This is a genomic window from Nonomuraea sp. NPDC003560 (assembly GCF_042878785.1).
In the GTDB taxonomy this organism is placed as follows: Bacteria; Actinomycetota; Actinomycetes; order Streptosporangiales; family Streptosporangiaceae; genus Nonomuraea.
This window is the reverse complement of the sequence record NZ_JBIAOF010000003.1, coordinates 51,507-74,627: the sequence shown is the minus strand read 5'-3', so window position 1 is coordinate 74,627 and position 23,121 is coordinate 51,507. Positions and strand designations below refer to the sequence as shown.

Below are 23,121 nucleotides of genomic sequence, written 5' to 3'. Positions count from 1 at the left end.
GTAACGGTATATGTCAGGGCGCAGGGCCGTGATAAAGGGCCGCACTGCTATAACGGGCCTCACCGCTGTAAAGGGCCTCACCGTGATGAAGGGCCTCACAATGGAGAAGCCCCCGGCACATCTCAGGAGGAGTGGGCTTGAACCGCTTTCCGCGCGTCATGGGTATGCGTTCAGGCTATGACCCCGTGGAAGTCGACGCCCTGATCGCGCGCATCGAGTCGACCCTGGGCAGAGGGCCGCACACGGTCGAGCCCGTCACCGCCGACGAGGTCCGCACCGCGACCTTCCGCGCCAAACGCGGCGGCTACCACGAGACCGCGGTGGACTTCGCGCTGGAGGCGTTCGTCGTGGCCCTGGAGACCCAGGCCAAGCGCCCGGTGCGGCTCGCCATGGCCGAGCCCACCGGGGAGCTGCTGCGCGAGGAGTGGTTCGAGACCCAGGCGGCCCGCGTCGAACGGGTGGCCTTCCGCCCCGGCCGCATGGGCACCGGCTACAACGAGGACGAGGTCGACGCCTTCCTCGACCGCATCGTGGCCACCCTGCGCGGCACGACCGAGTTCGCGGTGACCGCCCAGGAGGTGCGCGAGGCCCGCTTCTCGACCGTGCTGCTGCGCGCCGGCTACCTGATCACCGACGTCGACTCCTTCCTCGAAGGCGTCGCCGAGATCCTGGAGAAACCCCGCTAAGCGCCCGAGCGCCGCCGTCAGGCCCGTTCGACGGCCGCGAGCAGGCCGCGGAGGTCGGGCAGGACCACCCGGACGACCTCGGGCCCGGCGGGCCGCTCGCCGTGCCGGTTGATCCACACCCGGCGCACGCCCAGCCGCTCGGCCGGGATCATGTCGTGGAAGTGGCTCTGCGCCACATGCACCCATTCGGCCGGCTCGTAGGTCCTGCTGAAGTGCTCGAAGTGCGCCTCGTCCGGCTTGTAGGCCCCGGCGTCCTCGGCGGTCACCACCGCGTCGAACGGCACGGGCAGCCGCCGCAGGGTCTGGGCGATCAGGTCGCGGTCGCAGTTGGTCAGCAGCGCCAGCCGCCGGCCCGCCGCGCGCAGGGCCGACAGCTCCGCCCCGACCTCGGCGTACACCGGCCAGTAGGGCAGCGTGGCGGCCAGCACCGAGGCGTCGTCGTCGTTCAGCGGGACTCCGGTCTCGGCGCAGGCGCGGCGCAGCGCCTCGGCCATGACGTCCCGGTAGCGGGCCCGTGGCGTCTCGGCCTCGACCGCGCTCTCGTGCCGCAGGTACGCCGTCAGCAGCTCGTCCCCCCTGCCGGGCGCGATCAGCTCAAGGCTGGTGCCGATGCCGTGCCGCCAGTCGACGAGGGTGCCGAAACAGTCGAACGTGATCCATCGCATAGGTCACATGATGACCCTTCCGAGCACCTGGTCGAGCGCCCGGCCGACCTCGCCCTCGACCGCCGGTCCTTCGGCCCGCCAGGCCACGTAGCCGTCGGGGCGGACCAGGACGGCGGTGGCGTCGCCGTAGCGTTCGGCCCAGGCGTCCTCGACGTCGAGCACGTCACCGCCCACCCGGTGCACCCGCACGCCGGGCCCGGCGGCCCGCGCCCAGTCCGCGCCGCCGGGGCCGCACAGCAGGACGAAGGCGTCGTGGAACAGGTCGTGGACGCCGATGCGCTCGCCGTCCCGGTCGAGCCAGAGGTGCGGGGCGCGGGTGCCGGGACGGGCGCCCTGGGCCGCCGGGTCGCCGAGCACCGTCTCGTGGGTGGCGCCGACCATGGCCGACGAGCGGTAACGCTGTCCCAGGATCGCCGCGACGTGGTCCAGCGGGTCGTCCTCGGGGTTGGGGCCGAACCTGGCCGCCTGGCTGCGTACGGTCAGGTCGGCCAGCTCCAGGGCCACCGGGCGGCGCTCGGCCTCGTAGGTGTCGAGCAGCGCGTCGGAGGCCCGGCCGGCCAGCACGGCGGCCAGCTTCCAGGCCAGGTTGTGGGTGTCCTGGACGGCCGAGTTGGCGCCCAGCCCGCCGGCCGGCGGCCAGACGTGCGCCGCGTCGCCGACCAGGAAGACCCGTCCCTCGCGGTAGCGCGTGGCGACGCCCACCGCCTCCTCCCACGCGGCCCTGCTGACGATCTCCACGGGCAGGTCGCGGCCGATCAGCTCCTTGGCCGAGGCGACCAGCCGCTCGTCGGTGAAGTCGTCCGGCGACTCGACGGCGGGGTCGTACGTCAGGGCCATGCCCCAATGGCCCGGCAGCGCGTGGGAGACCATCGCGCCCGAGGCCGTCCCGCCGGGCGCGCCGAGGATCCAGAACAGCGCCCGCTTGGTGACCAGCTCCGACAGGTCGGCCCTGAAGACGAAGGACTGGTAGGCGCGCAGGACGCCGAGCCCTTCGCGGGCGATGCCCAGCCGCTCCCTGATCGTGCCGCGGTAGCCGTCGGCGGCGATCAGGTAGCGGGCGCGCAGGGTCCGGCGCTCGCCGGTGCGGGCGTCCTCGGTCACCACCGTGACGCCGTCCGCGTCGGGCTCGATCGACCTGCATATGGTGTCGAAGCGCAGGTCGGCGCCCCGGGCGCGGGCGGCCTCGGCGAGGATCGGCTCGACCGTGCTCTGGTCGGCCATGCCGTACTCGCCCGCGGTCAGCTCGGGCAGCGCCCGGGAGGAGCCGCCCTCGAAGAGCCACTGCCATTCGCCGGCCAGCGTCTCGCAGCGGGCCACGCCCCCTTCCTCGTCGAAGGGCCGCCCGGCCTCCTTGACGGCCTGCTCCAGGCCGAGCGGCCGGTAGATCTCCATCGTGCGCGGGGTGATGCCGCGCGCCCTGCCCAGGAGCGACACGCCGGAGTGGCGGTCGACGAGCACGCAGGGCACCCCGTGGTGGGACAGGAACAGGGCGGCGGTGAGCCCGGCGTAGCCGCCGCCGACGATCAGCACGGGAATCTCGGTCATGACGCCCTCAGGGCGGTCTGCTGTGGTCATGGGGAGATAGTTGCATTGCAACTAGTCTCAAGTCAACTAGTTGCTGTGCGGCTACGATGAGGGCCATGGCTCTCGACCGCGGCTCACCGCTCGCCCTCACCGTGCTGGCCCTGCTGCGGTCCCGGCCTCTGCACGCGTACGGCATGCAGCGCCTGCTCAAGCAGTGGGGCAAGGACCAGGTCGTCAACGTCGGCCAGCGGGCCGGGCTCTACCGCACGATCGAGCGGCTGGGGGAGGCCGGGCTGCTCAGGGTCAGGGAGACCGGCCGCGACCAGCAGTACCCGGAGCGCACGGTCTACGAGCTCACCGACGCCGGGCGCGAACGGCTCGACGTGTGGCTCGACGACATGCTCAGCCGTCCCAAACAGGAGTTCCCGCAGTTCCCCGCCGCGCTGTCCAACGCGATGCTGCTCCCGCCCGGCGTGCTGGCCGACGCGCTGGAGCGGCGGGCGGCGGCCGTGGAGCAGACGCTGGCCGAGCTGGAGTCGAGCCTGTCGGCCGAGCAGGACCTGCCGCGCATCACGATGCTGGAGTCCGAGTACCTGCGCGAGGTGACGGCGGCCGAGGCCCGCTGGCTCCGCGCCGTCATCGCCGACCTGCGGGAAGGCCGCATCCAGTGGTCGCGCGAGGAGCTGGAGGCGGTCAGCTCGGCCCGGGAGTGATCAGGTGCGGGCGCGGCCGCCGCAGCAGCGCGACGAGCACCGAGGTCACCGGCGCGGCCAGGAAGGCCCCGGTGATGCCCGCGATCACGCTGCCCACCGTGATCGCGATCAGGATGACCGCTCCCGGCAGGTCGAGCGCCTTGCCGTAGACCTGCGGCGCCAGCACGTGCCCTTCGAGCTGCTGCACCGCCACCGTCACCGCGACCACGATCAGCGCCACCAGCCACCCCTTGGCCACGAGCGCCACCACCGCCGCCAGCAGCCCGGCCATGAACGCCCCCACCACCGGCAGGAACGCCCCCACGAACGTCAGCACGGCCAGCGGCAGCGCGATCGGCACGCCGAGGATCCACAGGGCGAGCCCGATGAAGAAGCCGTCGACCACGCCCACGATCGCCACGCCGCGGATGTAGCGCCCGATCACCCCGAAGATCAGCACGCCGGTGTCGTGGCAGCGCGTCTTCGCCGCGTCGGGCATCAGATCGACGATCCAGGCGAACAGCCGCTCGCCGCCGTGCACGAAGTACACCGACAGGATGACCGCCAGCACCGCGCCGACGACGATCTCGCCGGCCGTCCTGACCCCGGCGATGGCGCCGCTGGTGATCTGCCTGCCCTGCTTGGAGACGTAGTCCCTGGCCTGGGCGAGCAGCCGCTGGTCGTCGAGCCCGAACCGGGCGGCCAGGCCGTGCAGGTCGCCGAACGCCTTGCCCAGGCTGGTGCGCATCTCGCTCAGGCTGTCCACCGTGGGCGGCACCAGCAGCGCGATCAGCGCGCCGGCCAGCAGCAGGCCGCCGACGAAGACGATCGTGGTGGCCAGCGCCGGGCCGAGCCCGCGGGCGGTGAGCCAGCGGGCCGGCGGGTGCAGCAGCGCCGTGAGGAAGACGCCGATGATCACGGACATGACGACCGTGCGCAGGTGATAGAGGCAGAAGAAGGCGACCGCGATGATCGCGATCCACCCCAGCACCCGCCACGGCCTCATGCCCAACCCCCGATCGTGCCTGGTCAGTGGCCTTCCCGGCGGTGATCGAGGGCAACCCTGGTCAGGACGGCGGGCTCAGGTGCGCGCGCTGTGACCGTTTGGCCTCCTCGTACGCCGCCCGCTCGGCCGGCGCGCCCACCCCGGCCACGGGCACGTCCCACCACGCCTGCGAGGAGGGGACGTCGTCGGCCATGGGGTCGGTGCGCACGTGCACGACGGTCGTCTCGCCGGACGAGCGCGCCTCCTCCAGGGCCTTGCGCAGGTCGGCGAGCGACTCCGGACGCAGCACGACCGCGCCCAGGCTGGCGGCGTTGGCGGCCAGGTCGACCGGCAGCGGGCCGCCCGTACGCGACCGGTAGGACGTGCCCAGGCGGCGCGCGCCCACGCTCTCCGACAGCCGCCCGATGGAGGCGAAGCCCGAGTTGTCCACCAGGACGACGACCAGCTTGACGCCCTCGGCGACCGCGGTGACCAGCTCCTGCGCCATCATCAGGTACGACCCGTCGCCCACCAGGACGAACACCTCGCGCTCCGGCGCGGCCAGCTTGACGCCGACGCCGCCCGCGATCTCGTAGCCCATGCAGGAGTTGCCGTACTCGACGTGGTAGCCGCCGGGGCCGCTCGGCCGCCACAGCTTGTGCAGGTCGCCCGGCATGGAACCGGCCGCGCACACCACGACGCCGTCCGGGCCCGCGGCCGCGTTCACGGCGCCGATGATCGCCGCCTGCGACAACGGGGAGCCGTCGAGCGCGTACGCCCGGTCCACCTGCGCGTCCCAGTCCCGGGAGAGCGCGGCGGCCCTGGCCGTCCAGGCGTCGTCGGAGCGCCGGCCGGCGACGGCCGAGACCAGGTCGGTCAGGCATTCGCGGGCGTCGGCGACCAGGTGCAGCCCCGACAGCTTGGCGGCGTCGAAGGCGGCGACGTTGACGTTGACGAACCGGGCGTCCGCGGCGAAGAGCGACCTCGACGCCGTGGTGAAGTCGCTGTAGCGGGTGCCGACCCCGATGATCACGTCGGCCTCGCGGGCCAGCGTGTTGGCGGCGGTGGTGCCGGTCGCGCCCACCGCGCCCACCGCCAGCGGATGGCCGTGCGGCAGCGACCCCTTGCCGGCCTGGGTCTCGGCGACCGGGATGCCGTGCGCCTCGGCGAAGGCGGCCAGTTCGGCGGTGGCCCGGCTGTAGATCGTCCCGCCGCCCGAGACGATCAGCGGGCGGGCCGCCGTTCTGATCACCTCGGCCGCCCTGGCCAGTGCGGCGCGTTCGGGGCGCGGGCGCGGCACGTGCCACACCCGGCGGGCGAACAGCTCCTCGGGCCAGTCGTACGCCTCGGCCTGCACGTCCTGCGGCAGCGCCAGCGTCACCGCGCCGGTCTCGACCGGGTCGGTGAGCACCCGCATGGCCGCCGTCAGCGCGGACGGGAGCTGTTCCGGCCGGTTGATCCGGTCCCAGTACCGCGAGACCGGCTTGAAGCAGTCGTTGACCGAGATGTCGTACGAACGCGGGTCCTCCAGCTCCTGGAGCACCGGGTTGGCGGCACGGGTGGAGAAGACGTCGCCGGGCAGCAGCAGCACGGGCAGCCGGTTGATCGTCGCGCCCGCGGCGCCGGTGATCATGTTGGTCGCGCCGGGGCCGATCGAGGTCGTGCAGGCCAGCGTGGCCAGCCGGTCGGCGGCTCGGGCGTAGGCGGCGGCCGTGTGCACCATGGCCTGCTCGTTGCGGGCCAGGTAGTAGGGCAGGTCGTCGCCCACGGTGGCCAGGGCCTGGCCGAGCCCGGCGACGTTGCCGTGGCCGAAGATGCCGAAGCAGCCGCCGAAGAAACGGCGCTCCTCGCCGTCGCGCTCGCTCCACTGGGCGGCCAGGAAGCGCACGACGGCCTGCGCGACGGTCAACCGGGTCATGCGTGCCCTCCGAACGGCAGTCTCGGGTCGACGTCCTGGCCCGACCAGGACGAGCGGATCCAGGCGTGACGGGGATCGTCGCAGAACGCCATCGAACGCTCCTCCGCCGGCCCCGCCAGCACGTTGAGGTAGTACAGGTCGTAGCCCGGGGCGGCCATGGACGGCCCGTGGTAGCCGTAGGGCACCAGGACGACGTCGCCGGAGGAGACCTCGGCCAGCGTGTCCACCTGCCCCCGCTCGGAGGAGTAGACGCGCTGGTAGCCGGGCCCGTCGCCGGCGACCTCGAAGTAGTAGACCTCCTCCAGCACGGCCTCGCCCGGGTTGGGGGTGTCGTGCTTGTGCGGCGGGTAGGACGACCAGTTGCCGCCCGGGGTCAGCACCTCGACGGCCATGAGCTTGTCGCAGTCGAAGACGCCGGGGGCGCAGAAGTTGTTCACCTGCCGGCTGGCCTGCCCCGCGCCCCTGATCTCCACCGGCACCCGGGAGGCGGGCACGTGCCGCGGCGGCAGCGACCGGGTCGCGCGGGCCGACGGCAGCGCGACGCGCCCGCCGCCGCTCAACGTGACCTGGACGCCGATCGGCAGGTACGCGAAGTCGCTCGGCCCGTCGAACACCGACCCGCGCCCGGCCAGCACGAACGTCTCACCGCCGACCTCGACCGTGCACGACCCCGACAGCGGAAGGACGATCATCTCCTCCTCTCCGGTGCCGAACGACAGCGGCGTGCCGGTCAGGTCCGCCACGCGCAGCCCGGAGTAGGTCCAGCCGGCCAGCGAGGGGGTGATCTCCACCGACCAGGGGCCGTCGGCGGCCTTGCCGTAGGGCAGGTAGGTCATGCGTGTGCCTCTCGTACCAGGGCGGCGGCGCCGTCCACCGCCGTCGCCACGTCGTCGTCGGATGGGTAGAGCAGGGCGCGGCCGACGACCAGGCCGAGCACGCCGGGCAGGGCCAGCGCGCGGTGCCAGTCGGCGTAGGCCGTGCCGATGTCGGGCGGATCGCCGCCGAGGAGCAGGGTGGGCAGCGTGGTCGCGGCCATCACCCGGTCCATCTCGGCCACCACGGGGATCTTCAGCCAGGTGTGGGCCGAGGTGGCCCCCAGCGCCTGGGCGACGCTGATCGAGCGGATCACGGCGTCGGGGGACAGGTCGTTGCGCAGCACGCCGGACTCCGAGCGCGCCGCCCAGAACGGCTCGACCATGGCCACCAGCCGCCTGCGGGCCAGCCCGGTCACCGCGTGCGCGCACGACTCCAGGGTGGCGGCCGTCGCGTGGTCGCCGGGGTCGATGCGGCACAACATCTTGCCGCCGTCGAGGCGCATCGTGTCGATGGCCTCGGGGTCGAAGCCGGTGAACCGGTCGTCCAGCTCGAACACCGAGCCCTGCAGGCCGCCCCGGTTCATCGAGCCGAAGGCCAGCTTGCCCTCCAGCGCGCCCAGGAGCAGCAGGTCCTCCAGGACGTCGGGGGAGGCGAGGATGCCGTCCACGCCGGGCCGGGCCAGGGCCGCCTGGAGGCGGTCGAGCAGGTCGTGGCGGCTGCCCATGGCCAGCGGGCGGTCGCGTACGGACAAGGCTCCCCTGGCCGGGTGGTCGGCGGCGATGATCAGCAGCCGCTCGTCCGGCCCCGGCATCCGGCGGCGCTGCCGGCGCGCGGCGGCCGCGGCGATCTCCTCGGGGCGGGTCGCGCGGATCCGCGTGAGCCACTCGTAGCGGGCGGTCCTGGGCAGCGTGAGGTCGCTCACGTGGGCACCTCGTTCAGCAGTTCGTGCACCTCGTCGGTGGTGGGCATGGCGTCGGCGCAGGCCAGCCGGGCGGCCACGAACGCGCCGGCGGCGCCCGCGAAGCGGATCGTGCGCTCCAGCGGCCAGCCGCGCAGCAGCCCGAGGCAGACCGCGCCGCCGAACGCGTCGCCGGCCCCGATGCCGTTGACCACCTTCACCTCGACCGGCTCGGCCACGACGGTCTCGGTGGCGGTGCGGGCGAGCACCCCGGCCGGGCCCATCTTGACGATCGCCACCTCGACCCCGGCGTCGAGCAGCGCCTGCGCCGCCGCCTCCGGCTCGCGCACGCCCACGGCGGTCTCCACCTCGTCCAGGTTGCCGACGGCCACGTTCGCGTGCGGCAGCGCCTCGCGCGCCGCCGCGCGGGCGGCCGCACGCGACTCCCACAGCGCCGGACGGTGGTCGAGGTCGAACACGGTCCAGCCGGAGGTGCGGGCCGACAGGGCGGCGGCGTGCGCCGCGCGGCTCGGCTCCTTGCTCAGGCCGGTGAGGGAGAACCAGAACAGGCCGGTCGCGCGGATGGCGTCGAGGTCGAGGTGGCCGGGGGTGAGGCGCAGGTCGGGCGGGTGCTCGCCGCGGTAGAACCAGATGGGGAAGTGGTCGGGCGGGAAGATCTCGCAGAACGTGACCGGGGTGGCCGGGCCCTCGATGACGCTCACGTAGGCGTCGTCCACGCCGAAGTCGCGGATGGCCCGCCGGACGTACGCGCCGAAGGGGTCGGCGCCCACCGCGGTGATCACCGCCGAGCGCAGCCCGTGACGTGCCGCCGCGACGGCGACGTTGGTCGGGCTGCCGCCGAGGAACTTGCCGAAGGTCTCGACGTCGGCCAGCCCGACGCCGGTCTGCAGCGGATAGACGTCGACGCCGCAGCGGCCGATCGTGATCAGGTCGTACAACGCACCTCCAGAGGACGCACCCTACCTCGACACTATGGCATATTGTCATGACATAAGGATGTCCGCTATGTTGTTGATGATCCTTCAGGACGGGCCCCCGTCACCTCACTTCTGTAGTGTCGGGCGGTGAGGAGGTTCGCTCATGTTCGTCCCCAACGGCGTCCATCACGAACAGCACACCACCAAGCTCTCCTTCCGCCCCGCCTCAGGCAAGGGCGGACCGGCGTGAAAGGCCACTGGAGCCTCGACGACCGGCTGGAGCGGTCGTTGCGCGAGGTCCCCTTCGAGGTGCCCGCCGGGTCGGAGTCCGTCACCGTGCGGCTCGACTACGACCGGTCGCGGGGCGTGCTCGACCTCGGCTGCGGCTCGCCCGGCGGCTTCCGCGGCTGGTCGGGAGGGGCGCGCTCGGAGTTCACGATCGCCCGCGACTGGGCCACCCCCGGCTACCTGCCCGGCGTCCCCGAGCCCGGCACCTGGCACGTGTGGCTCGGGCTGCACCGCGTGCCGCCGCAGGGCCTCGACTTCACCCTGGAGATCTCGGCCGCGCGCACGGCCCCGCCGGAGCCGGTCGCCGCCGAGCCGCCGCCCGGCGAACGGCCGCCGCGCCGGGACGTGCCCGACGTCGGCGGGCTGCGCTGGTTCGCCGGCGACTTCCACGCGCACACCGTCCACAGCGACGGCGCGCTCACCGTCGCCGAGCTGGCCGAGCTGGCCCGCGGCCGGGGCCTGGACTTCCTGGCGGTCACCGACCACAACACCGTCAGCCACCACCCCTGGCTGCGCGCGACCGACCGCGGCGTCACGCTCATCCCCGGCCAGGAGGTCACCACCGACCGCGGCCACGCCAACGTGTTCGGCGAGGTCGGCTGGGTGGACTTCCGGCGGCCCGCGGGCTCCTGGACCGAGCACGCCGGGCGCGCCGGCGGCCTGATCTCGATCAACCACCCGCTGGGCGGCGACTGCGCCTGGCTGCTGCCGGTCGGCGAACGCCCGCGGGTGGCCGAGGTGTGGAGCTCCGGGTGGTGGGACCGCCGCTGGGGCGCGCCGCTGGCCTGGGCCGACGCCTGGCGCGACGACGTGGTGGCGATCGGCGGCAGCGACTTCCACCGGCACGGCAGCGACGGCCTGCCGGGCGCGCCGACCACGTGGGTGCTGGCCGAGGAGCCGGGCGCGGTGCTCGACGGCGTGCGCGCCGGGCGCACCGCGGTCTCGGCGGGGCCGGACGCGCCGCTGCTGCTCCGGCTGGGCGACGAGCTGCTCGCGCTCGACGCCGACGGCCTGGTGCTGGTCCGCCCCGGCGGCGCCCGCCAGGTCGTACGCGGCGAGCGGGCGCTGCTTCCCGCGGCCGAGGGACGCCACCGCCTGGAGACCTACGAGAACGAGGTGATCGCCCTATGCGAGTGAGGAGAGTCGCGAACGCGCCGGTGAGCTTCGGCGTGTTCGAGCTCAGCGACGCGCCGCCGCCCCTGGGCCCCGACGAGATGGTCCGCGCGCTGGCCGAGGCCGGTTACGCGGGCATCGACTCCGGGCCCATCGGCTACCTCGGCACCGGCGCCGACCTGGCCGCCCGGTTGTCGGCGCACGGCCTGCTGCTCGCCGGCGGCTGGGTCGACCTGCGGTACGGCGACGCCGAGGCGTACCGGCGGGGGCTGCCCGCGCTGGAGGCCGCGCTCGACGTGTTCGCCGCCGCGCCGCAGGCGCCCGCCCTCTTCGCGCCCCGGCCCACGCTGGCCTGCTCGGGCTCGCCCGAGAGGTTCGCCAGGCCCGGCGGCAGCGTCGCCGGGCTGCCCGCCGCCGACTGGCCCGGGTACGCCGCCCGCGTCCAGGAGGCCGCCGACCGCTGCCGCGAACGCGGCCTGGAACCCGCCTTCCACCACCACCTCGGCACCTACGTCGAGACCCCCGACGACGTCGAGCGCCTTCTGGAGCTGACCGACGTCCAGCTCTGCCTGGACACCGGTCACCTGCTGCTGGCCGGCGGGGACCCGGTCGCGGCGCTGCGCGCGTGGGCCGGCCGCGTCGGGCACGTGCACGTCAAGGACGGCGACACCAGGATCCTGGCCGCCGCCCTGGACGACGGCGCCGACCTGCGCGAGCTGATGGCCAGGGGCGGCTTCACCCGCCTGGGCGACGGCGAGCTCGACCTGCCCGCGGTCGTGGCGGCGCTCGACGCCATCGGCTACGAGGGCTGGATCGTGGTCGAGCAGGACACGATGCCGGGCCGCCGCCCGGTCGGGCGGAACATCGCCGACCAGGCCGCCAACCGCGAGCGGCTGAGGGAGCTGGGCCTGTGAGGATCGCGCTGGTCGGGTGCGGGGCCGTCACCCAGGCGGTCTACGTGCCGCTGCTGTCCAGGCGGCGGGACCTGTTCGAGGTGAGCGCCGTCTGCGACCTGTCGCGCACGCTGGCCGACGTCGTCGGCGACCGGCTGGGCGCGCCCCGGCGCTACACCTCCCTGGCGAAGATGCTGGCCGACGGCGGTTTCGAGGCCGTGGTGGTGCTGGCCTCCGGCTCCCACGGCGAGACCGTGCGCCGGGCGCTGGCCGCCGGGTACGCCGTGCTGTGCGAGAAGCCGCTCGCGCTGACCAGGGCGGAGGTGGCCGCGCTGCCCGAGGGGCGGCTGATGGTCGGCTACATGAAGCAGTACGACCCGGCGGTGCGCCGGGCCGTCGCGCTGCTGGAGGAGCTGGGCGGCCCGGCGGCCGTCCGGTCGGTCGAGGTGACCGTGCTGCATCCCAGCGGGGAGTCGCAGCTCGCGTTCGCGAACCTGGCGCGGGCCGGCGACGTCGATCCCGGCGTGCTCGGCTCGTTGCGCGAGGCCGAGGACGCGCTCGTCTCCCGGGCGCTGGGCCAGGCCGCCCCGGAGTCGCTGCGCAACGTGTACGCGGTCTCCCTGGGCTCGATCTGCCACGACCTGTCGCTGCTGCGGCGCTTCACCGGAGCGCCGCGGGAGATCACGTACGTGGACAGCTGGGGGCCGGCGCCCGGTTCCGTGGAGATCTCCGGGCCGCTGCCCGTGGCGGGCCGGTTCCACATCCGCTGGCACTACCTGGACGGCTACCCCGCCTACCGCGAGACTGTCGCGATCCACCACGACGGGGGCACGCTGGAGCTGGTCTTCCCCACGCCCTACCTGATGAACGCGCCCACCACCCTCACCGTGGTCTCCGGGGCCGAGACCCGCGCCGAACACCGCCAGGTGACCGAGGCGTTCGAGGTACAACTGACGGCCTTCCATGCTTATGTGAACGATGGCAGCCCGCCGCTCACCGACGCGGCCGGCGCACTGGAGGACATCGTGACGGCTCAGCGGATCGCCGCCCGCTACGCCGTCCAGCATCGGCTGCCCATCGGAGGGGAGGCGGCGGCATGGACATAGTGGTCGTACCGCACACGCATTGGGACAGGGAGTGGTACGAGCCCTTCCAGCGCTTCAGGCTGCGGCTGGTGGACCTCCTCGACGAGGTGCTCGACACCATGGAGCGCGAGCCCGCCTACCACTTCACCCTCGACGGCCAGCTCGCCTGCGTGGACGACTACCTGGAGGTGCGCCCGGAGAACCGGGACCGCGTCGCGGCGCTCGTCGAGTCCGGGCGGCTGGCGGTGGGGCCGTGGCAGATCCTGCTCGACGAGTTCCTGTGCTCGGGCGAGAACATCGTGCGCAACCTCGAACTCGGGCTGGCCGGCGCGGACGCGCTCGGCGGCGCGATGCGGGTGGGCTACCTGCCCGACATGTTCGGTCACACCGCCCAGATGCCGCAGATCCTGCGGCAGGCCGGGCTTGAGCACGCCTGCGTCTACCGCGGGGTGCCGTCGTCGGTGACGACCGACGCCTTCGCCTGGGTGGCCCCCGACGGCACCGCGATCCGCACCCAGTACCTGCCCGAGGGCGGCTACGGCAACGGCGCCCACCTGTTCTCCGACGTCAAGGGGCTGGAGGAGCGGGCGGCGGAGTTCGTCGCCACCATGCGCGCCTGGCACGGCCCGCAGGGCGAGCTGCTGGCCATGTACGGCGCCGACCACTCGGCCCCCGTGCGCGGGTTGCCGGAGATGGTGGCGGCCGTCGGCGCCCGCATGGACACCTTGTCTGGATATATCGAGAAATTTTCGGGTGACACCGCGGGGTTGCCGCAGGTCGTCGGCGAGCTGCGCTCGCACGCCCGCGCCAACATCCTGCCCGGCGTCATCTCCGCCCGCGTCGCCGTCAAGCAGGCCATGGGCCGGGCCGAGCGCATGGTCGAGCGCTACGCCGAGCCCCTGGCGACGCTCTGGGGCGGCCCGTGGCCCGGCCGGTTCCTCGACATGGCCTGGCGGCGGCTGGTGGAGGCCAGCGGCCACGACTCGGTCACCGGCTGCGGCGTGGACGAGACCGCCCAGCAGGTCGCCGCCCGCATCGCCGAGGCCGAGCAGCTCGGGCAGGCCGTCCGCGACATGGTGACCGCGCGCCTGGCGGCGGCGGTGCCGGCCGACGGCGTGCTCGTCGTCAACCCGACGCCGGCCGTGCGCAGCGGCGTGGTGATCGCCGACGTGGCCGGCGGCAGCGGGCCGCTGGTGGATCCCTCCGGCGCGGCGGTGCCCACCCAGCCCCTGGACTGCGCGCCGGTGCTGCTGCTGGACGAGCGCATCGACCCCCTCACCGTGCTCGGCTTCGTGCACGGCACCGAGCTGTACGGCCAGCACGTCATCGACTGGCAGGTGTTCGACGACATCCTCCTCATCACCGTGGGCAGGGAGCCGCGCGGGCCGTTCGACCAGGCCGAGCTGCGCCGCGCGCTCGACGGCGTGACCTGGGTCCGGGTCGAGGCCGAGCCCCGGTCCACGGTCGCCGCCTTCGTCGAGGTGCCCGCGCTCGGCCACACGAGCCTGCGCCCCGGCCCGCCCGAGCCCACATACCCCGCGCCGCGGGCGGAGGTCCGCAACAACGGCCACCACCAGGACTGCTGGCTCTCCTCCGACACGGGGGTCCTGCCCATCAAGGCCAGCTCCACGGTGCTGGACAACGGGCTGCTGCGGGTCGAGATCGAGCCCGACGGCACCCTCGGCCTGTTCGGCGAGGACGGCCGGACGATCACCGGCGTGGGCCGCATCGAGGACGGCGGCGACTCCGGCGACACCTACAACCACGCGCCCCCCGCCGACGACCTGGTCGTGTCCGAGCCGATCTCGATCGACACGGAGATCATCGAAGGCGGCCCGCTCGTCGCCTCCGTGGAGATCACCCGGGTCTACCTGTGGCCGGCGGCGGGCGAGCCCGTCCCGAACACGCCGGAGCTGCCGCCGCCCGCGCGTACCGGCGCGACCGAGGACGTCGAGGTCACCATGCGGGTCGAGCTGCGGGCGGGCGAGCCGTTCGTCCGGCTGCGGGTGTCGTTCGACAACCGGTGCGCGGACCACCGGGTGCGCTTCCACGTGCCGCTGCCGAGGCGGGCCGACCATTCGCTGGCCGAGGGGCAGTTCGCGATCGTGCGGCGGGAGCTCGAAGCCGAGGGCGGCTGCGGCGAGACCCCGCTGCCCACCTTCCCCGCCTCCGGCTGGGTGGCCGCCGGCGGCGTCGCCGCGCTGCTGGAGCACGTCACCGAGTACGAGCTGCTGGACGACGGCTACGAGCTGGCGCTCACGCTGCTGCGCTCGGTCGGCTACCTGTCGCGCAACCACAACAGGCTGCGCCCCGAGCCGGCCGGTCCGCAACTGCCCACCCCCGCCGCCCAGTCACGCGGGCCGCACACCGTGTCGCTGGCGCTGATGCCGTACCTGGACTGGCGGGACGTGCCGCCGCAGGCGGAGCTGTACCGGCACGACCTGCTGGTGGTGCCGGGCGGCGGCGATCGCGAGCTGACCCCGCCACCGGCGGCGCACGGGTTGTCGGTGTCCGGTCAGGGCGTGACGATGAGCTCGCTGCGCCGCCGCGACGACTGGCAGGAGCTGCGCCTGGTGGCGCTCACCGCGTCCGGCACCGAGGCCGTGGTGCGGGGCGACTTCACCCGGGCCCGGCGGGCCGGTCTGACCGGCGGCGGCCCCGGCGAGCCGCTGGAGACGGCGGACGGCACGCTCAGGCTGCCGCTGAGGCCGTGGGAGATCGCCACCGTCCAGCTCCGCTGACCCCGCAGCCCTAGCAGAGGCCGAGCTGGCGGGCCGCGCGCACGGCCAGCCAGACCTCCGCGAACGCCGCGCTGGACGACAGGTCGCGCCCGCTCAGCGCGGCGAACCGGCGCAGCCGGTAGGCCAGCGTGTTGGGGTGGACGTGCAGCGCCGCCGCCGCGTCCTCGACGTGGCGGTTGCGCTCCATCCACGTGCGCACCGACAGCAGCAGCCGGGAGTCGTGGGCCTCGTCGTAGGCCAGCACCTCGCCCAGCACGTGGTCGACCAGGGCCGACAGCGTGGAGGGGTCGTTGGGCAGCCAGCGGCCGGTGGTGTCGTCGCCGTAGTGGACCAGCGCCTTGCCCGACTCGGCGGCGTGCGCGGCCGCCCACACGGCCTCACGCTGGGCGACCCGCAACGACTCGCCCGGCGGGAACGGCCGGCTCACCCCCGCGCTGGCCCCGGGCACGGCGGCCACCGCCGGCCCCAGCTCGGGCGGCCCCAGCAGGTAGTGGTCGTCGCCGCGGCGCAGCAGCAGGTGCGGCAGCTCGCCCACCGCGCGGCGCAGCGCGTCGTCGGGCGCGTGCCGCACGACGAGCAGCACCGACCCGGTCTCCAGGGGCAGGCCCATCCTGGCCAGCCGGCGCCGGGCCGAGGGCGGGTCGAGCACGTCCTGGAGCAGCTCGGCCAGCGTCTCGGCGCCCTCCCGGCGCAGGGTCTCGCGCTCGTGCCTGGCCATGGCGACCTGGAGGGCGGCCACGGTGGCGATGTGCTGGACCACGGCCAGCCCGGCGGGCCGCGCACCCTCCCGCTCGAAGGCCACCAGGAACCCGGCGGGGCCGCCGGGCGCCGGCACCGGCAGTGCGAAGCCGCCCGGGATCGTGGGCGGCGCGTCGGGCTCGGCGGGCAGGACGTCGAGCGAGGGAACCGGCACGCCGGGCAGCAACGGCCGGCCCTGCGGGGTGCACAGGTAGACGTCGTAGCCGGACAGCCGTTCCAGGCGCTTGAACAGGGTGACGGTGTCGAGGTCCTCGGCGGCCAGCCAGCGCAGCGCGCCGAACACCTGGAGCTGGGCGCCCAGCCGGTGGCTGGCGTCCTCCTGGAGCGCCGCCGCCACCTCCTGCGAGACGGCGATGAACGGCACCGCGAGCGGCACCTCCAGCACCGGCATGCCGCGCTCCTCGGCGGCCTCGAAGAACGCCCGGTGCAGCGGCGGGACGTGCAACTGGGCCGACAGGGCGAGCGCCGAGACCCCCGCGTCGTCGAGCCGTTCGAGGTAGGCGCGCTGCCGGGCGGCCGAGCGCGGCAGGCCGAGCCCGGTCGTCATGATGACCTCGGCGCCGAGCAGCCAGGGCGTCGGGTCGGCCAGCTCGCTGACGTGCGCCCACGAGACCGAGCGGGACAGCCCGGCCTCGCCGGCGAGCACGCGGAGCTGGAGAGCGGGGGAGCGGAGGAGGTCTTCGACCGTCAGCTTGTGGTCAGCCACAACACACACCGTATTACTTTGTGGGAGTAACAATTGCCGCAGGTCAGAAGCGTGACGAACACTGACGAACATGCACATCGGTCCCGTCGACTCCTCTCGGGTCCCGCGTTTCGCCGGGCCCGCCACCTTCGCCCGGCTGCCCCGGCTCGACCAGGTCGAGCGGGCGGACGTGGCCGTCGTGGGCGTGCCCTTCGACGCGGGCGTGTCCTACCGTCCGGGCGCCCGGTTCGGCCCCGCCGCCGTACGGGAGGCCAGCCGGTTGCTGCGGCCCTACCATCCGGGGCTGGACGTCTCGCCGTTCGAGCGCGTCCAGGTCGCCGACGCCGGTGACATCGCGGCGAACCCGTTCGACATCGGCGAGGCCGTCGAGACCATCGAGGCCGCGGCCGACGAGCTGGACGCCCGGCTGGTCACCATCGGCGGCGACCACACGATCGCGCTGCCGCTGCTGCGCTCGGCGGCCAGGAAGCACGGCCCCGTGGCGCTGCTGCACTTCGACGCGCACCTCGACACCTGGGACACCTACTTCGGCGCCGAGTACACCCACGGCACCCCCTTCCGCCGGGCGGTCGAGGAGGGCATCCTCGACACCGAGGCGCTCAGCCACGTCGGCATCCGGGGCCCGCTGTACGGCAAGAAGGACCTGGAGGACGACCGGCGGCTCGGCTTCGGCATCCTGACCGCCGCCGACGTGCTCCGCCGCGGCCTGGACGAGGTCATCGACGTGCTGCGGCAGCGCGTCGGCGACCGCCCGCTCTACGTCTCCGTCGACATCGACGTGCTCGACCCCGCCCACGCCCCCGGCACCGGCACGCCGGAGGCCGGCGGGCTCACCAGCCGGGAGCTGCTGGAGATCCTCCGCGGTCTGGCCGGCTGCCGCCTGATCGGGGCCGACGTGGTCGAGGTGGCCCCCGCCTACGACCACGCCGAGATCACCTCGGTCGCCGCCTCCCACGTGGCCTACGACCTCGTCAGCCTGCTGGCGATGCAGGAGAAGACATGAGCATCACCGAGATCGAGACCTACGGCGTCGAGCGCATCCCCGACGCCGACCGCACCGCCGGGCCGTTCGACCTGTTCCGGGTCGCCTTCGGGGGCGCGAACACGTTCGCCACCTGCGTGCTGGGCGCCTTCCCCATCCTGTTCGGCCTGTCGTTCTGGCAGGGGCTCGCGGCCACCGTGCTCGGCCTGGTGGTCGGGGCGCTGATCCTGGCCCCGCTGTCGCTGTTCGGGCCGCTCAACGGCACCAACAACGCCGTCTCCTCCTCGGCCCACCTGGGCGTGCACGGCCGGGTGGTCGGCTCGTTCCTGTCGCTGCTGACCGCCATCGCGTTCTTCTCGATCTCGGTGTGGTCGTCGGGCGACGCGCTGGTGGGCGGCGCGCACCGGCTCGTCGGTCTGCCCGACACCGACGTGTCCTACGGGGTGGCCTACGCCGTCTTCGCGCTGCTCGTCCTCGTGGTCTGCGTGTACGGCTTCCGCTTCATGCTGTTCGTCAACAAGATCGCGGTCGCGGCGGCGTCGCTGCTGTTCGTGCTCGGGCTGTTCGCCTTCGCCGGGGACTTCGACCCGTCCTACCCCGGGACGCTGGCGGCCGGCGACCCGCTGTTCTGGCCGTCGTTCATCGGCGCGGCGCTGATCGTGTTGTCGAACCCCGTGTCCTTCGGCGCCTTCCTGGGCGACTGGTCCCGCTACATCCCGGCCTCGACCCCGCGCTCCCGCGTGATGGCGGCGGCCTTCCTGTCGCAGCTCGCCACCATCCTGCCGTTCTTCTTCGGGCTGGCCACCGCCTCGATCATCGCCGCCAAGGCCGCCGAGTACGTCGACCCGGCCGCGCCCAACTACGTGGGCGGGCTGCTGGCGATCTCGCCGGCCTGGTACTTCGTCCCGGTCTGCCTGATCGCGCTGATCGGCGGCATGTCCACCGGCACCACCTCCCTGTACGGGACCGGGCTCGACTTCTCCAGCGTGTTCCCGCGCTTCTCCCGGGTGCAGGCGACCGTCTTCATCGGCACCCTGTCGATCGTCTTCATCTTCGTCGGGCGCTTCGCGGCGAACCTGACGGCCAGCATCTCCACGTTCGCCACGCTGATCATCACCTGCACCGCCCCCTGGATGGTGATCATGATGCTCGGCTACGTGACCCGCAGGGGCTGGTACGACCCCGACGCCCTGCAGGTCTTCAACCGGCGGCAGCGCGGCGGGCGGTACTGGTTCACCCACGGCTGGAACTGGCGCGGCCTCACCGCGTGGCTGCTCGCGGCCGCCGTGGCGCTGACGTTCGTGAACCTGCCGGGCCAGTTCGTCGGGCCGCTGGGCGACCTGGCCGGCGGCGTGGACGTCTCGCTGCCGCTGGGCCTCGCGGTCGCGGCCGTGCTCTACCTGACGCTGCTCGCGCTCTTCCCCGAACCGCGCGAGGTGTACGGCCCGCAGGGCCCGCGCCTGGTGCGCTCGGCCGACACGCCGATCCTGCCCATCGTGGACGCGGCAGAATCGATGGCGTGATGGAACTCGTCGACCTGTCGGTGCCCGTCGAGGCGGGGATGCCGGTCTATCCGGGCGATCCCGAGGTCTCGGTCGCCCCGGCGCTCACCGTCGCCCGCGACGGCGTCAACGTGCTGCGCCTGCACCTCGGCTCGCAGTCGGGCACCCACGTCGACGCCCCCTTCCACATCGACGACGCGCTGCCGGCGCTCGGCGACCTGCCGCTGTCCCGCTTCGCCGGGCCGGCCGTGGTGGCCGACGCCCGGGGGCTCGCGCCCCGGTCGCAGATCGGGGCCGGGCTGCTCGACGGCCCGGCCTGGCCGTCCGGCGGCGACGCGCCGATCGTGCTGGTCGCGACCGGCTGGTCGGCCCACTGGGGCGGCGGGTCCTACCAGGCCCACCCCTTCCTCACCGAGGAGGCCGCCAGGCTGCTGGTCGAGCGGGGCGTGCGCACGGTCGGCATCGACGCGCTGAGCGTCGATCCGACGCCGGCCGACGACTTCCCTGCCCACCGCGTCCTGTGCGGGGCGCACGCCGTGATCGCCGAGAACCTCACCGGCCTCGACCGGCTGCTGGACGCCCAGGCCAGGGGGCGGCCGATCGAGGTCTGGATGATGCCGCTGCGGCTCGACGGCGCCGACGGCGCGCCCGTGCGGGCCGTGGCGCGGATCGGTTAGCGCGTGCCCCAGGAGTACGACTGCTTGCGCAGCTTCAGGTACACGAACGACTCCGTGGCCCGGACGGCGGGGATGGCGCGGATCTTGCTGAGGATCTCCAGCAGGTGCCCGTCGCCCTCGCAGACCACCTCGACGATCACATCGAAGGAGCCCGCCGTGAGCACCACGTAGTCGATCTCCTCGATGGCCGACAGCTCGTCGGCCACCGACTCCAGGTCGCCCTCGCAGTTGACCCCGATCATCGCCTGGCGGGGGAAACCGAGGGTGAGGGGGTCGGTGACCGCGACGATCTGCATCACCCCGGCGTCCTGCAACCGCTGGACGCGCTGACGGACCGCGGCCTCGGAGAGCCCGACGGCCTTGCCGATCGCCGCGTAGGGCATGCGCCCGTCTGACTGGAGCTGCTCGATGATCTGCTTGGAGAGATCGTCGAGCACGACGGGCCCGGAACTGGCGTTGTTTCGTCGTACGCGGGGCGGCGTCGTCATGTCAGAGGAATCCTCCTAGCGGTCCGGCGTTACGGGGGCGTTCCCGCTCGATTGCCGTCCTGGTGCGACATGTTGTCAGTTCTTGGCGGTGTGTCAAGCGAATTCGTAGCAATTTGATATCTTCACCACGAAATCCCTTGTCCAGATGCATCTGCTCTGTAAGAGTCGCGGCATCTCAGCCACCTCAACGAGGAGGTCGTGCATTGACCACCCGTCTGCAGAACTTCATCAACGGTGAGTTCGTGGACGCCCAGAGCGGCCGGTTCTCCGACATCATCGACCCTTGCACGGGAGAGGCCTACGTTCAGGCCCCGATCTCCGGCGTCGAGGACGTCGACGCGGCCTACGCCGCGGCGGCCGTCGCGTTCGAGTCGTGGGGTCGGACCACCCCCGGTGAGCGGGCGAACCTGCTGCTCAAGGTCGCCGACGCGATCGACGCCCGGGCCGACGAGATCAACGAGGCCGAGTGCCTCAACACCGGCAAGCCGCGCGCCCGCATGGCCGAGGACGAGACGCCGGTGGCGGCCGACCACTTCCGCTTCTTCGCCGGCGCCGCGCGCACCCTGGAGGGGCCCACGGCCGGGGAGTTCCTCGCCGAGCACACCAGCGTCATCAGGCACGAGCCCATCGGCGTCGTCGGCCAGGTCACCCCCTGGAACTACCCGATGATGATGGCCGTGTGGAAGATCGCCCCGGCGCTGGCCGCCGGGAACACGATCGTCCTCAAGCCGTCGGACACCACCCCGGCCTCGACGCTCAAGCTGGCCGAGATCGTCGGCTCGGTGCTGCCGCCCGGCGTCTTCAACGTCGTCACGGGCGACCGCGAGACCGGCGCGCTCGTCGTGGGCCACCCGACCGCCGCCATGGTGGCGATCACCGGGTCCGTCGGCGCGGGCATGGCGGTCGCCAAGAGCGCCGCCGACGACCTCAAGCGGGTGCACCTGGAGCTCGGCGGCAAGGCGCCGGTCGTGGTCTTCGAGGACGTCAAGGACCTCGCCAAGGCCGCCGCCGACATCGCCACCGCCGGTCTCTACAACGCCGGCCAGGACTGCACCGCGGCCTGCCGCGTGCTCGTCCAGGAGAGCGTGCACGACGAGTTCGTGGCCGCGCTGACCGAGGCCGCCGCCGCGACCGTGACCGGCGACCTGGGCAACGAGGAAGCGCTCTACGGCCCGCTCAACAACGAGAACCAGCTCGCCAGGGTCCAGGGCTTCATCGACCGGGTCCCCGGCCACGCCAAGGTGCTCACCGGCGGTAACCGCGTCGGCGACAAGGGCTATTTCTTCGCCCCGACCGTCGTGGACGGCCTGCGCCAGGACGACGAGATGGTGCAGAACGAGGTCTTCGGCCCCGTCATCACCGTCCAGACGTTCACCGACGAGGCCGACGCGCTGGCCAAGGCCAACGACGTCAAGTACGGCCTGTCCAGCTCGGTGTGGACCTCCGACCACGGCCGCGCCATGCGCATGTCGAACCGTCTCGACTTCGGCGTGGTCTGGGTCAACACGCACATCCCGTTCGTCTCGGAGATGCCGCACGGCGGCTTCAAGCACTCCGGGTACGGCAAGGACCTGTCGGTGTTCGGTCTGCACGACTACACCAGGGTCAAGCACGTCATGCACTACATCGGCGAATAAGGACGAGCCCTGGACATGACCGAGCTATCCGCGATTCAGCTTGAGGACGTCGTCAAGGAGTACCTCTCGCACGGCGAGGTCGTCCAGGCGGTCAAGGGTGTGTCGCTGGACATCGCCGAGGGGGAGTTCTTCTCCCTCCTCGGCCCGTCCGGATGCGGCAAGACCACGACCATGAGGATGATCGCCGGCTTCGAGGAGCCCACCAAAGGGCTCGTGAGGCTGCACGGCAAGGACGTCACCGACGTCCCGCCGAACAAGCGCGACGTCAACATGGTCTTCCAGTCCTACGCCCTGTTCCCGCACATGAGCGTGTGGGACAACGTGGCGTTCGGCCTGAAGCAGCGCAAGACGCCGCCGGAGGAGATCCGGCGGCGGGTCGGCGAGATGCTGGAGATCGTCGACCTGACCGGCCGGGAGAAGCGCCGGCCGCGCGAGATGTCCGGCGGCCAGCAGCAGCGCGTGGCGCTGGCCCGCGCGCTGGTCAACCGGCCGCGGGCGCTGCTGCTCGACGAGCCCCTCGGCGCGCTCGACCTCAAGCTGCGCCAGGCCATGCAGATCGAGCTCAAGCGCATCCAGCGCGAGGTCGGCATCACGTTCGTGTACGTGACGCACGACCAGAACGAGGCTCTGACCATGAGCGACAGGATCGCCGTGATGAACGACGGGCTGGTCGAGCAACTGGCGAGCCCGCGGGAGATCTACGAACGGCCGGCCACCGCGTTCGTGGCGGGGTTCATCGGCACCTCCAACCTGATCACCGGGACGGTGACCGGCGGGGTGCTGGCGATCGGCGGCGGCCGGGTGCTGGTGCCGGGCCACGAGGGCGACGTGACGGTGACCGTCCGCCCCGAGAAGATCACGATCTGCGCGGACGAGCCGGGGCCCGGGCTGAGCGCCGTCCCCGGGACCGTCACGGAGATGGTCTACCTGGGCACCTATAACAGCTACGCGGTGCAGCTCGCCGACGGGGCCGAGATGACCGTTTTCGAGCAGAACGCGCATGACGCGACGGCGACCGCGGAGCGGGGCGACTCCGTGTGGCTGTCGTGGGAGGCGCAGCACTCTTATGTGATTGGAAGTTGATAGCACCCCATGAACCCCCGCCAGATCACCCCCGCCCTCCTGAGG

Annotated in this window: 20 protein-coding genes; 11 read left to right on the top strand and 9 right to left on the bottom strand. The window is 73.0% G+C overall.

Going from position 1 to position 23,121, the window contains the following annotated elements; genetic code table 11:
- Positions 1 to 185 precede the first annotated feature (185 nt).
- Positions 186 to 686 (top strand): DivIVA domain-containing protein, encoded by a 501-nt coding sequence (locus ACFYUV_RS11165; protein WP_387667633.1) that lies wholly within the window; start codon positions 186 to 188, stop codon positions 684 to 686.
- Positions 687 to 703: 17 nt separating this feature from the next.
- Here the strand turns inward: ACFYUV_RS11165 and ACFYUV_RS11160 are convergent, their stop codons facing one another.
- A complete protein-coding gene (locus tag ACFYUV_RS11160) occupies positions 704 to 1,351 on the bottom strand; it encodes an HAD family hydrolase (protein WP_387667630.1) in 648 nt (215 codons plus the stop codon).
- A 3-nt stretch (positions 1,352 to 1,354) separates the two neighbouring features.
- Positions 1,355 to 2,926 (bottom strand): FAD-dependent monooxygenase, encoded by a 1,572-nt coding sequence (locus tag ACFYUV_RS11155; RefSeq protein ID WP_387667628.1) that lies wholly within the window; start codon positions 2,924 to 2,926, stop codon positions 1,355 to 1,357.
- A gap of 65 nt (positions 2,927 to 2,991) precedes the next feature.
- On the opposite strand from ACFYUV_RS11155, the gene ACFYUV_RS11150 reads away from it, so the two are divergent.
- The gene (locus ACFYUV_RS11150; RefSeq protein ID WP_387667625.1) at positions 2,992 to 3,588 is read left to right on the top strand and encodes a PadR family transcriptional regulator; all 597 of its coding nucleotides are present in this window, start codon (positions 2,992 to 2,994) and stop codon (positions 3,586 to 3,588) included.
- Here the strand turns inward: ACFYUV_RS11150 and ACFYUV_RS11145 are convergent.
- The 5 genes from ACFYUV_RS11145 to iolC form a co-directional block, all read right to left on the bottom strand.
- On the bottom strand, positions 3,569 to 4,573 hold the full coding sequence (locus ACFYUV_RS11145; RefSeq protein WP_387667622.1) for an AI-2E family transporter: 1,005 nt from the start codon (positions 4,571 to 4,573) through the stop codon (positions 3,569 to 3,571). The two genes, ACFYUV_RS11150 and ACFYUV_RS11145, sit on opposite strands and share 20 nt — an antisense overlap.
- Positions 4,574 to 4,634: 61 nt before the next feature.
- The gene (gene iolD, locus ACFYUV_RS11140; RefSeq protein ID WP_387667619.1) at positions 4,635 to 6,470 is read right to left on the bottom strand and encodes a 3D-(3,5/4)-trihydroxycyclohexane-1,2-dione acylhydrolase (decyclizing); all 1,836 of its coding nucleotides are present in this window, start codon (positions 6,468 to 6,470) and stop codon (positions 4,635 to 4,637) included.
- The gene (gene iolB, locus ACFYUV_RS11135) at positions 6,467 to 7,306 is read right to left on the bottom strand and encodes a 5-deoxy-glucuronate isomerase (protein WP_387667616.1); all 840 of its coding nucleotides are present in this window, start codon (positions 7,304 to 7,306) and stop codon (positions 6,467 to 6,469) included. Before iolB ends, iolD begins: the two co-directional genes overlap by 4 nt.
- On the bottom strand, positions 7,303 to 8,208 hold the full coding sequence (locus ACFYUV_RS11130; protein WP_358283793.1) for a deoxyribose-phosphate aldolase: 906 nt from the start codon (positions 8,206 to 8,208) through the stop codon (positions 7,303 to 7,305). The genes iolB and ACFYUV_RS11130 overlap by 4 nt, the downstream gene beginning before the upstream one ends.
- Positions 8,205 to 9,143 carry a 5-dehydro-2-deoxygluconokinase gene (gene iolC, locus ACFYUV_RS11125; RefSeq protein ID WP_387667613.1) on the bottom strand — a complete coding sequence of 313 codons (939 nt, stop codon included), beginning with the start codon at positions 9,141 to 9,143 and terminating at the stop codon, positions 8,205 to 8,207. The genes ACFYUV_RS11130 and iolC overlap by 4 nt, the downstream gene beginning before the upstream one ends.
- Positions 9,144 to 9,368: 225 nt before the next feature.
- Between iolC and ACFYUV_RS11120 the strand changes: the two genes are divergently transcribed.
- From ACFYUV_RS11120 to ACFYUV_RS11105, 4 genes are read left to right on the top strand one after another with little or no spacing between them, the layout of a single operon-like run.
- The gene (locus ACFYUV_RS11120) at positions 9,369 to 10,547 is read left to right on the top strand and encodes a CehA/McbA family metallohydrolase (RefSeq protein WP_387667611.1); all 1,179 of its coding nucleotides are present in this window, start codon (positions 9,369 to 9,371) and stop codon (positions 10,545 to 10,547) included.
- A complete protein-coding gene (locus ACFYUV_RS11115) occupies positions 10,538 to 11,437 on the top strand; it encodes a TIM barrel protein (protein WP_387667609.1) in 900 nt (299 codons plus the stop codon). The genes ACFYUV_RS11120 and ACFYUV_RS11115 overlap by 10 nt, the downstream gene beginning before the upstream one ends.
- Positions 11,434 to 12,522, top strand: coding sequence for a Gfo/Idh/MocA family protein (locus tag ACFYUV_RS11110; protein WP_387667607.1), 1,089 nt, complete (start codon positions 11,434 to 11,436; stop codon positions 12,520 to 12,522). Before ACFYUV_RS11115 ends, ACFYUV_RS11110 begins: the two co-directional genes overlap by 4 nt.
- Complete coding sequence (locus ACFYUV_RS11105; protein ID WP_387667605.1) at positions 12,513 to 15,242, top strand: alpha-mannosidase; 2,730 nt, start codon at positions 12,513 to 12,515, stop codon at positions 15,240 to 15,242. The genes ACFYUV_RS11110 and ACFYUV_RS11105 overlap by 10 nt, the downstream gene beginning before the upstream one ends.
- 10 nt (positions 15,243 to 15,252) lie before the next feature.
- On the opposite strand, the gene ACFYUV_RS11100 is transcribed toward ACFYUV_RS11105, so the two are convergent.
- On the bottom strand, positions 15,253 to 16,707 hold the full coding sequence (locus tag ACFYUV_RS11100) for a PucR family transcriptional regulator (protein ID WP_387667603.1): 1,455 nt from the start codon (positions 16,705 to 16,707) through the stop codon (positions 15,253 to 15,255).
- A 70-nt stretch (positions 16,708 to 16,777) separates the two neighbouring features.
- Between ACFYUV_RS11100 and speB the strand changes: the two genes are divergently transcribed.
- Genes speB through ACFYUV_RS11085 form a run of 3 tightly spaced genes read left to right on the top strand, consistent with a single transcriptional unit; the run spans position 16,778 to position 19,868 of the window.
- Positions 16,778 to 17,710 carry an agmatinase gene (gene speB / locus ACFYUV_RS11095; RefSeq protein ID WP_358283807.1) on the top strand — a complete coding sequence of 311 codons (933 nt, stop codon included), beginning with the start codon at positions 16,778 to 16,780 and terminating at the stop codon, positions 17,708 to 17,710.
- Complete coding sequence (locus tag ACFYUV_RS11090; protein ID WP_387667601.1) at positions 17,707 to 19,212, top strand: purine-cytosine permease family protein; 1,506 nt, start codon at positions 17,707 to 17,709, stop codon at positions 19,210 to 19,212. Before speB ends, ACFYUV_RS11090 begins: the two co-directional genes overlap by 4 nt.
- Positions 19,212 to 19,868, top strand: coding sequence for a cyclase family protein (locus tag ACFYUV_RS11085; RefSeq protein ID WP_387669263.1), 657 nt, complete (start codon positions 19,212 to 19,214; stop codon positions 19,866 to 19,868). Before ACFYUV_RS11090 ends, ACFYUV_RS11085 begins: the two co-directional genes overlap by 1 nt.
- On the opposite strand, the gene ACFYUV_RS11080 is transcribed toward ACFYUV_RS11085, so the two are convergent.
- Positions 19,865 to 20,356, bottom strand: coding sequence for an Lrp/AsnC family transcriptional regulator (locus tag ACFYUV_RS11080; RefSeq protein WP_352322709.1), 492 nt, complete (start codon positions 20,354 to 20,356; stop codon positions 19,865 to 19,867). The two genes, ACFYUV_RS11085 and ACFYUV_RS11080, sit on opposite strands and share 4 nt — an antisense overlap.
- 203 nt (positions 20,357 to 20,559) lie before the next feature.
- On the opposite strand from ACFYUV_RS11080, the gene ACFYUV_RS11075 reads away from it, so the two are divergent.
- Together ACFYUV_RS11075 and ACFYUV_RS11070 are read left to right on the top strand one after the other, a co-directional pair.
- Positions 20,560 to 21,993, top strand: a complete 1,434-nt coding sequence (locus ACFYUV_RS11075) for a gamma-aminobutyraldehyde dehydrogenase (RefSeq protein WP_387667599.1) — start codon at positions 20,560 to 20,562, stop codon at positions 21,991 to 21,993.
- A 15-nt stretch (positions 21,994 to 22,008) separates the two neighbouring features.
- On the top strand, positions 22,009 to 23,076 hold the full coding sequence (locus ACFYUV_RS11070; RefSeq protein ID WP_387667597.1) for an ABC transporter ATP-binding protein: 1,068 nt from the start codon (positions 22,009 to 22,011) through the stop codon (positions 23,074 to 23,076).
- Positions 23,077 to 23,121: the final 45 nt, after the last annotated feature.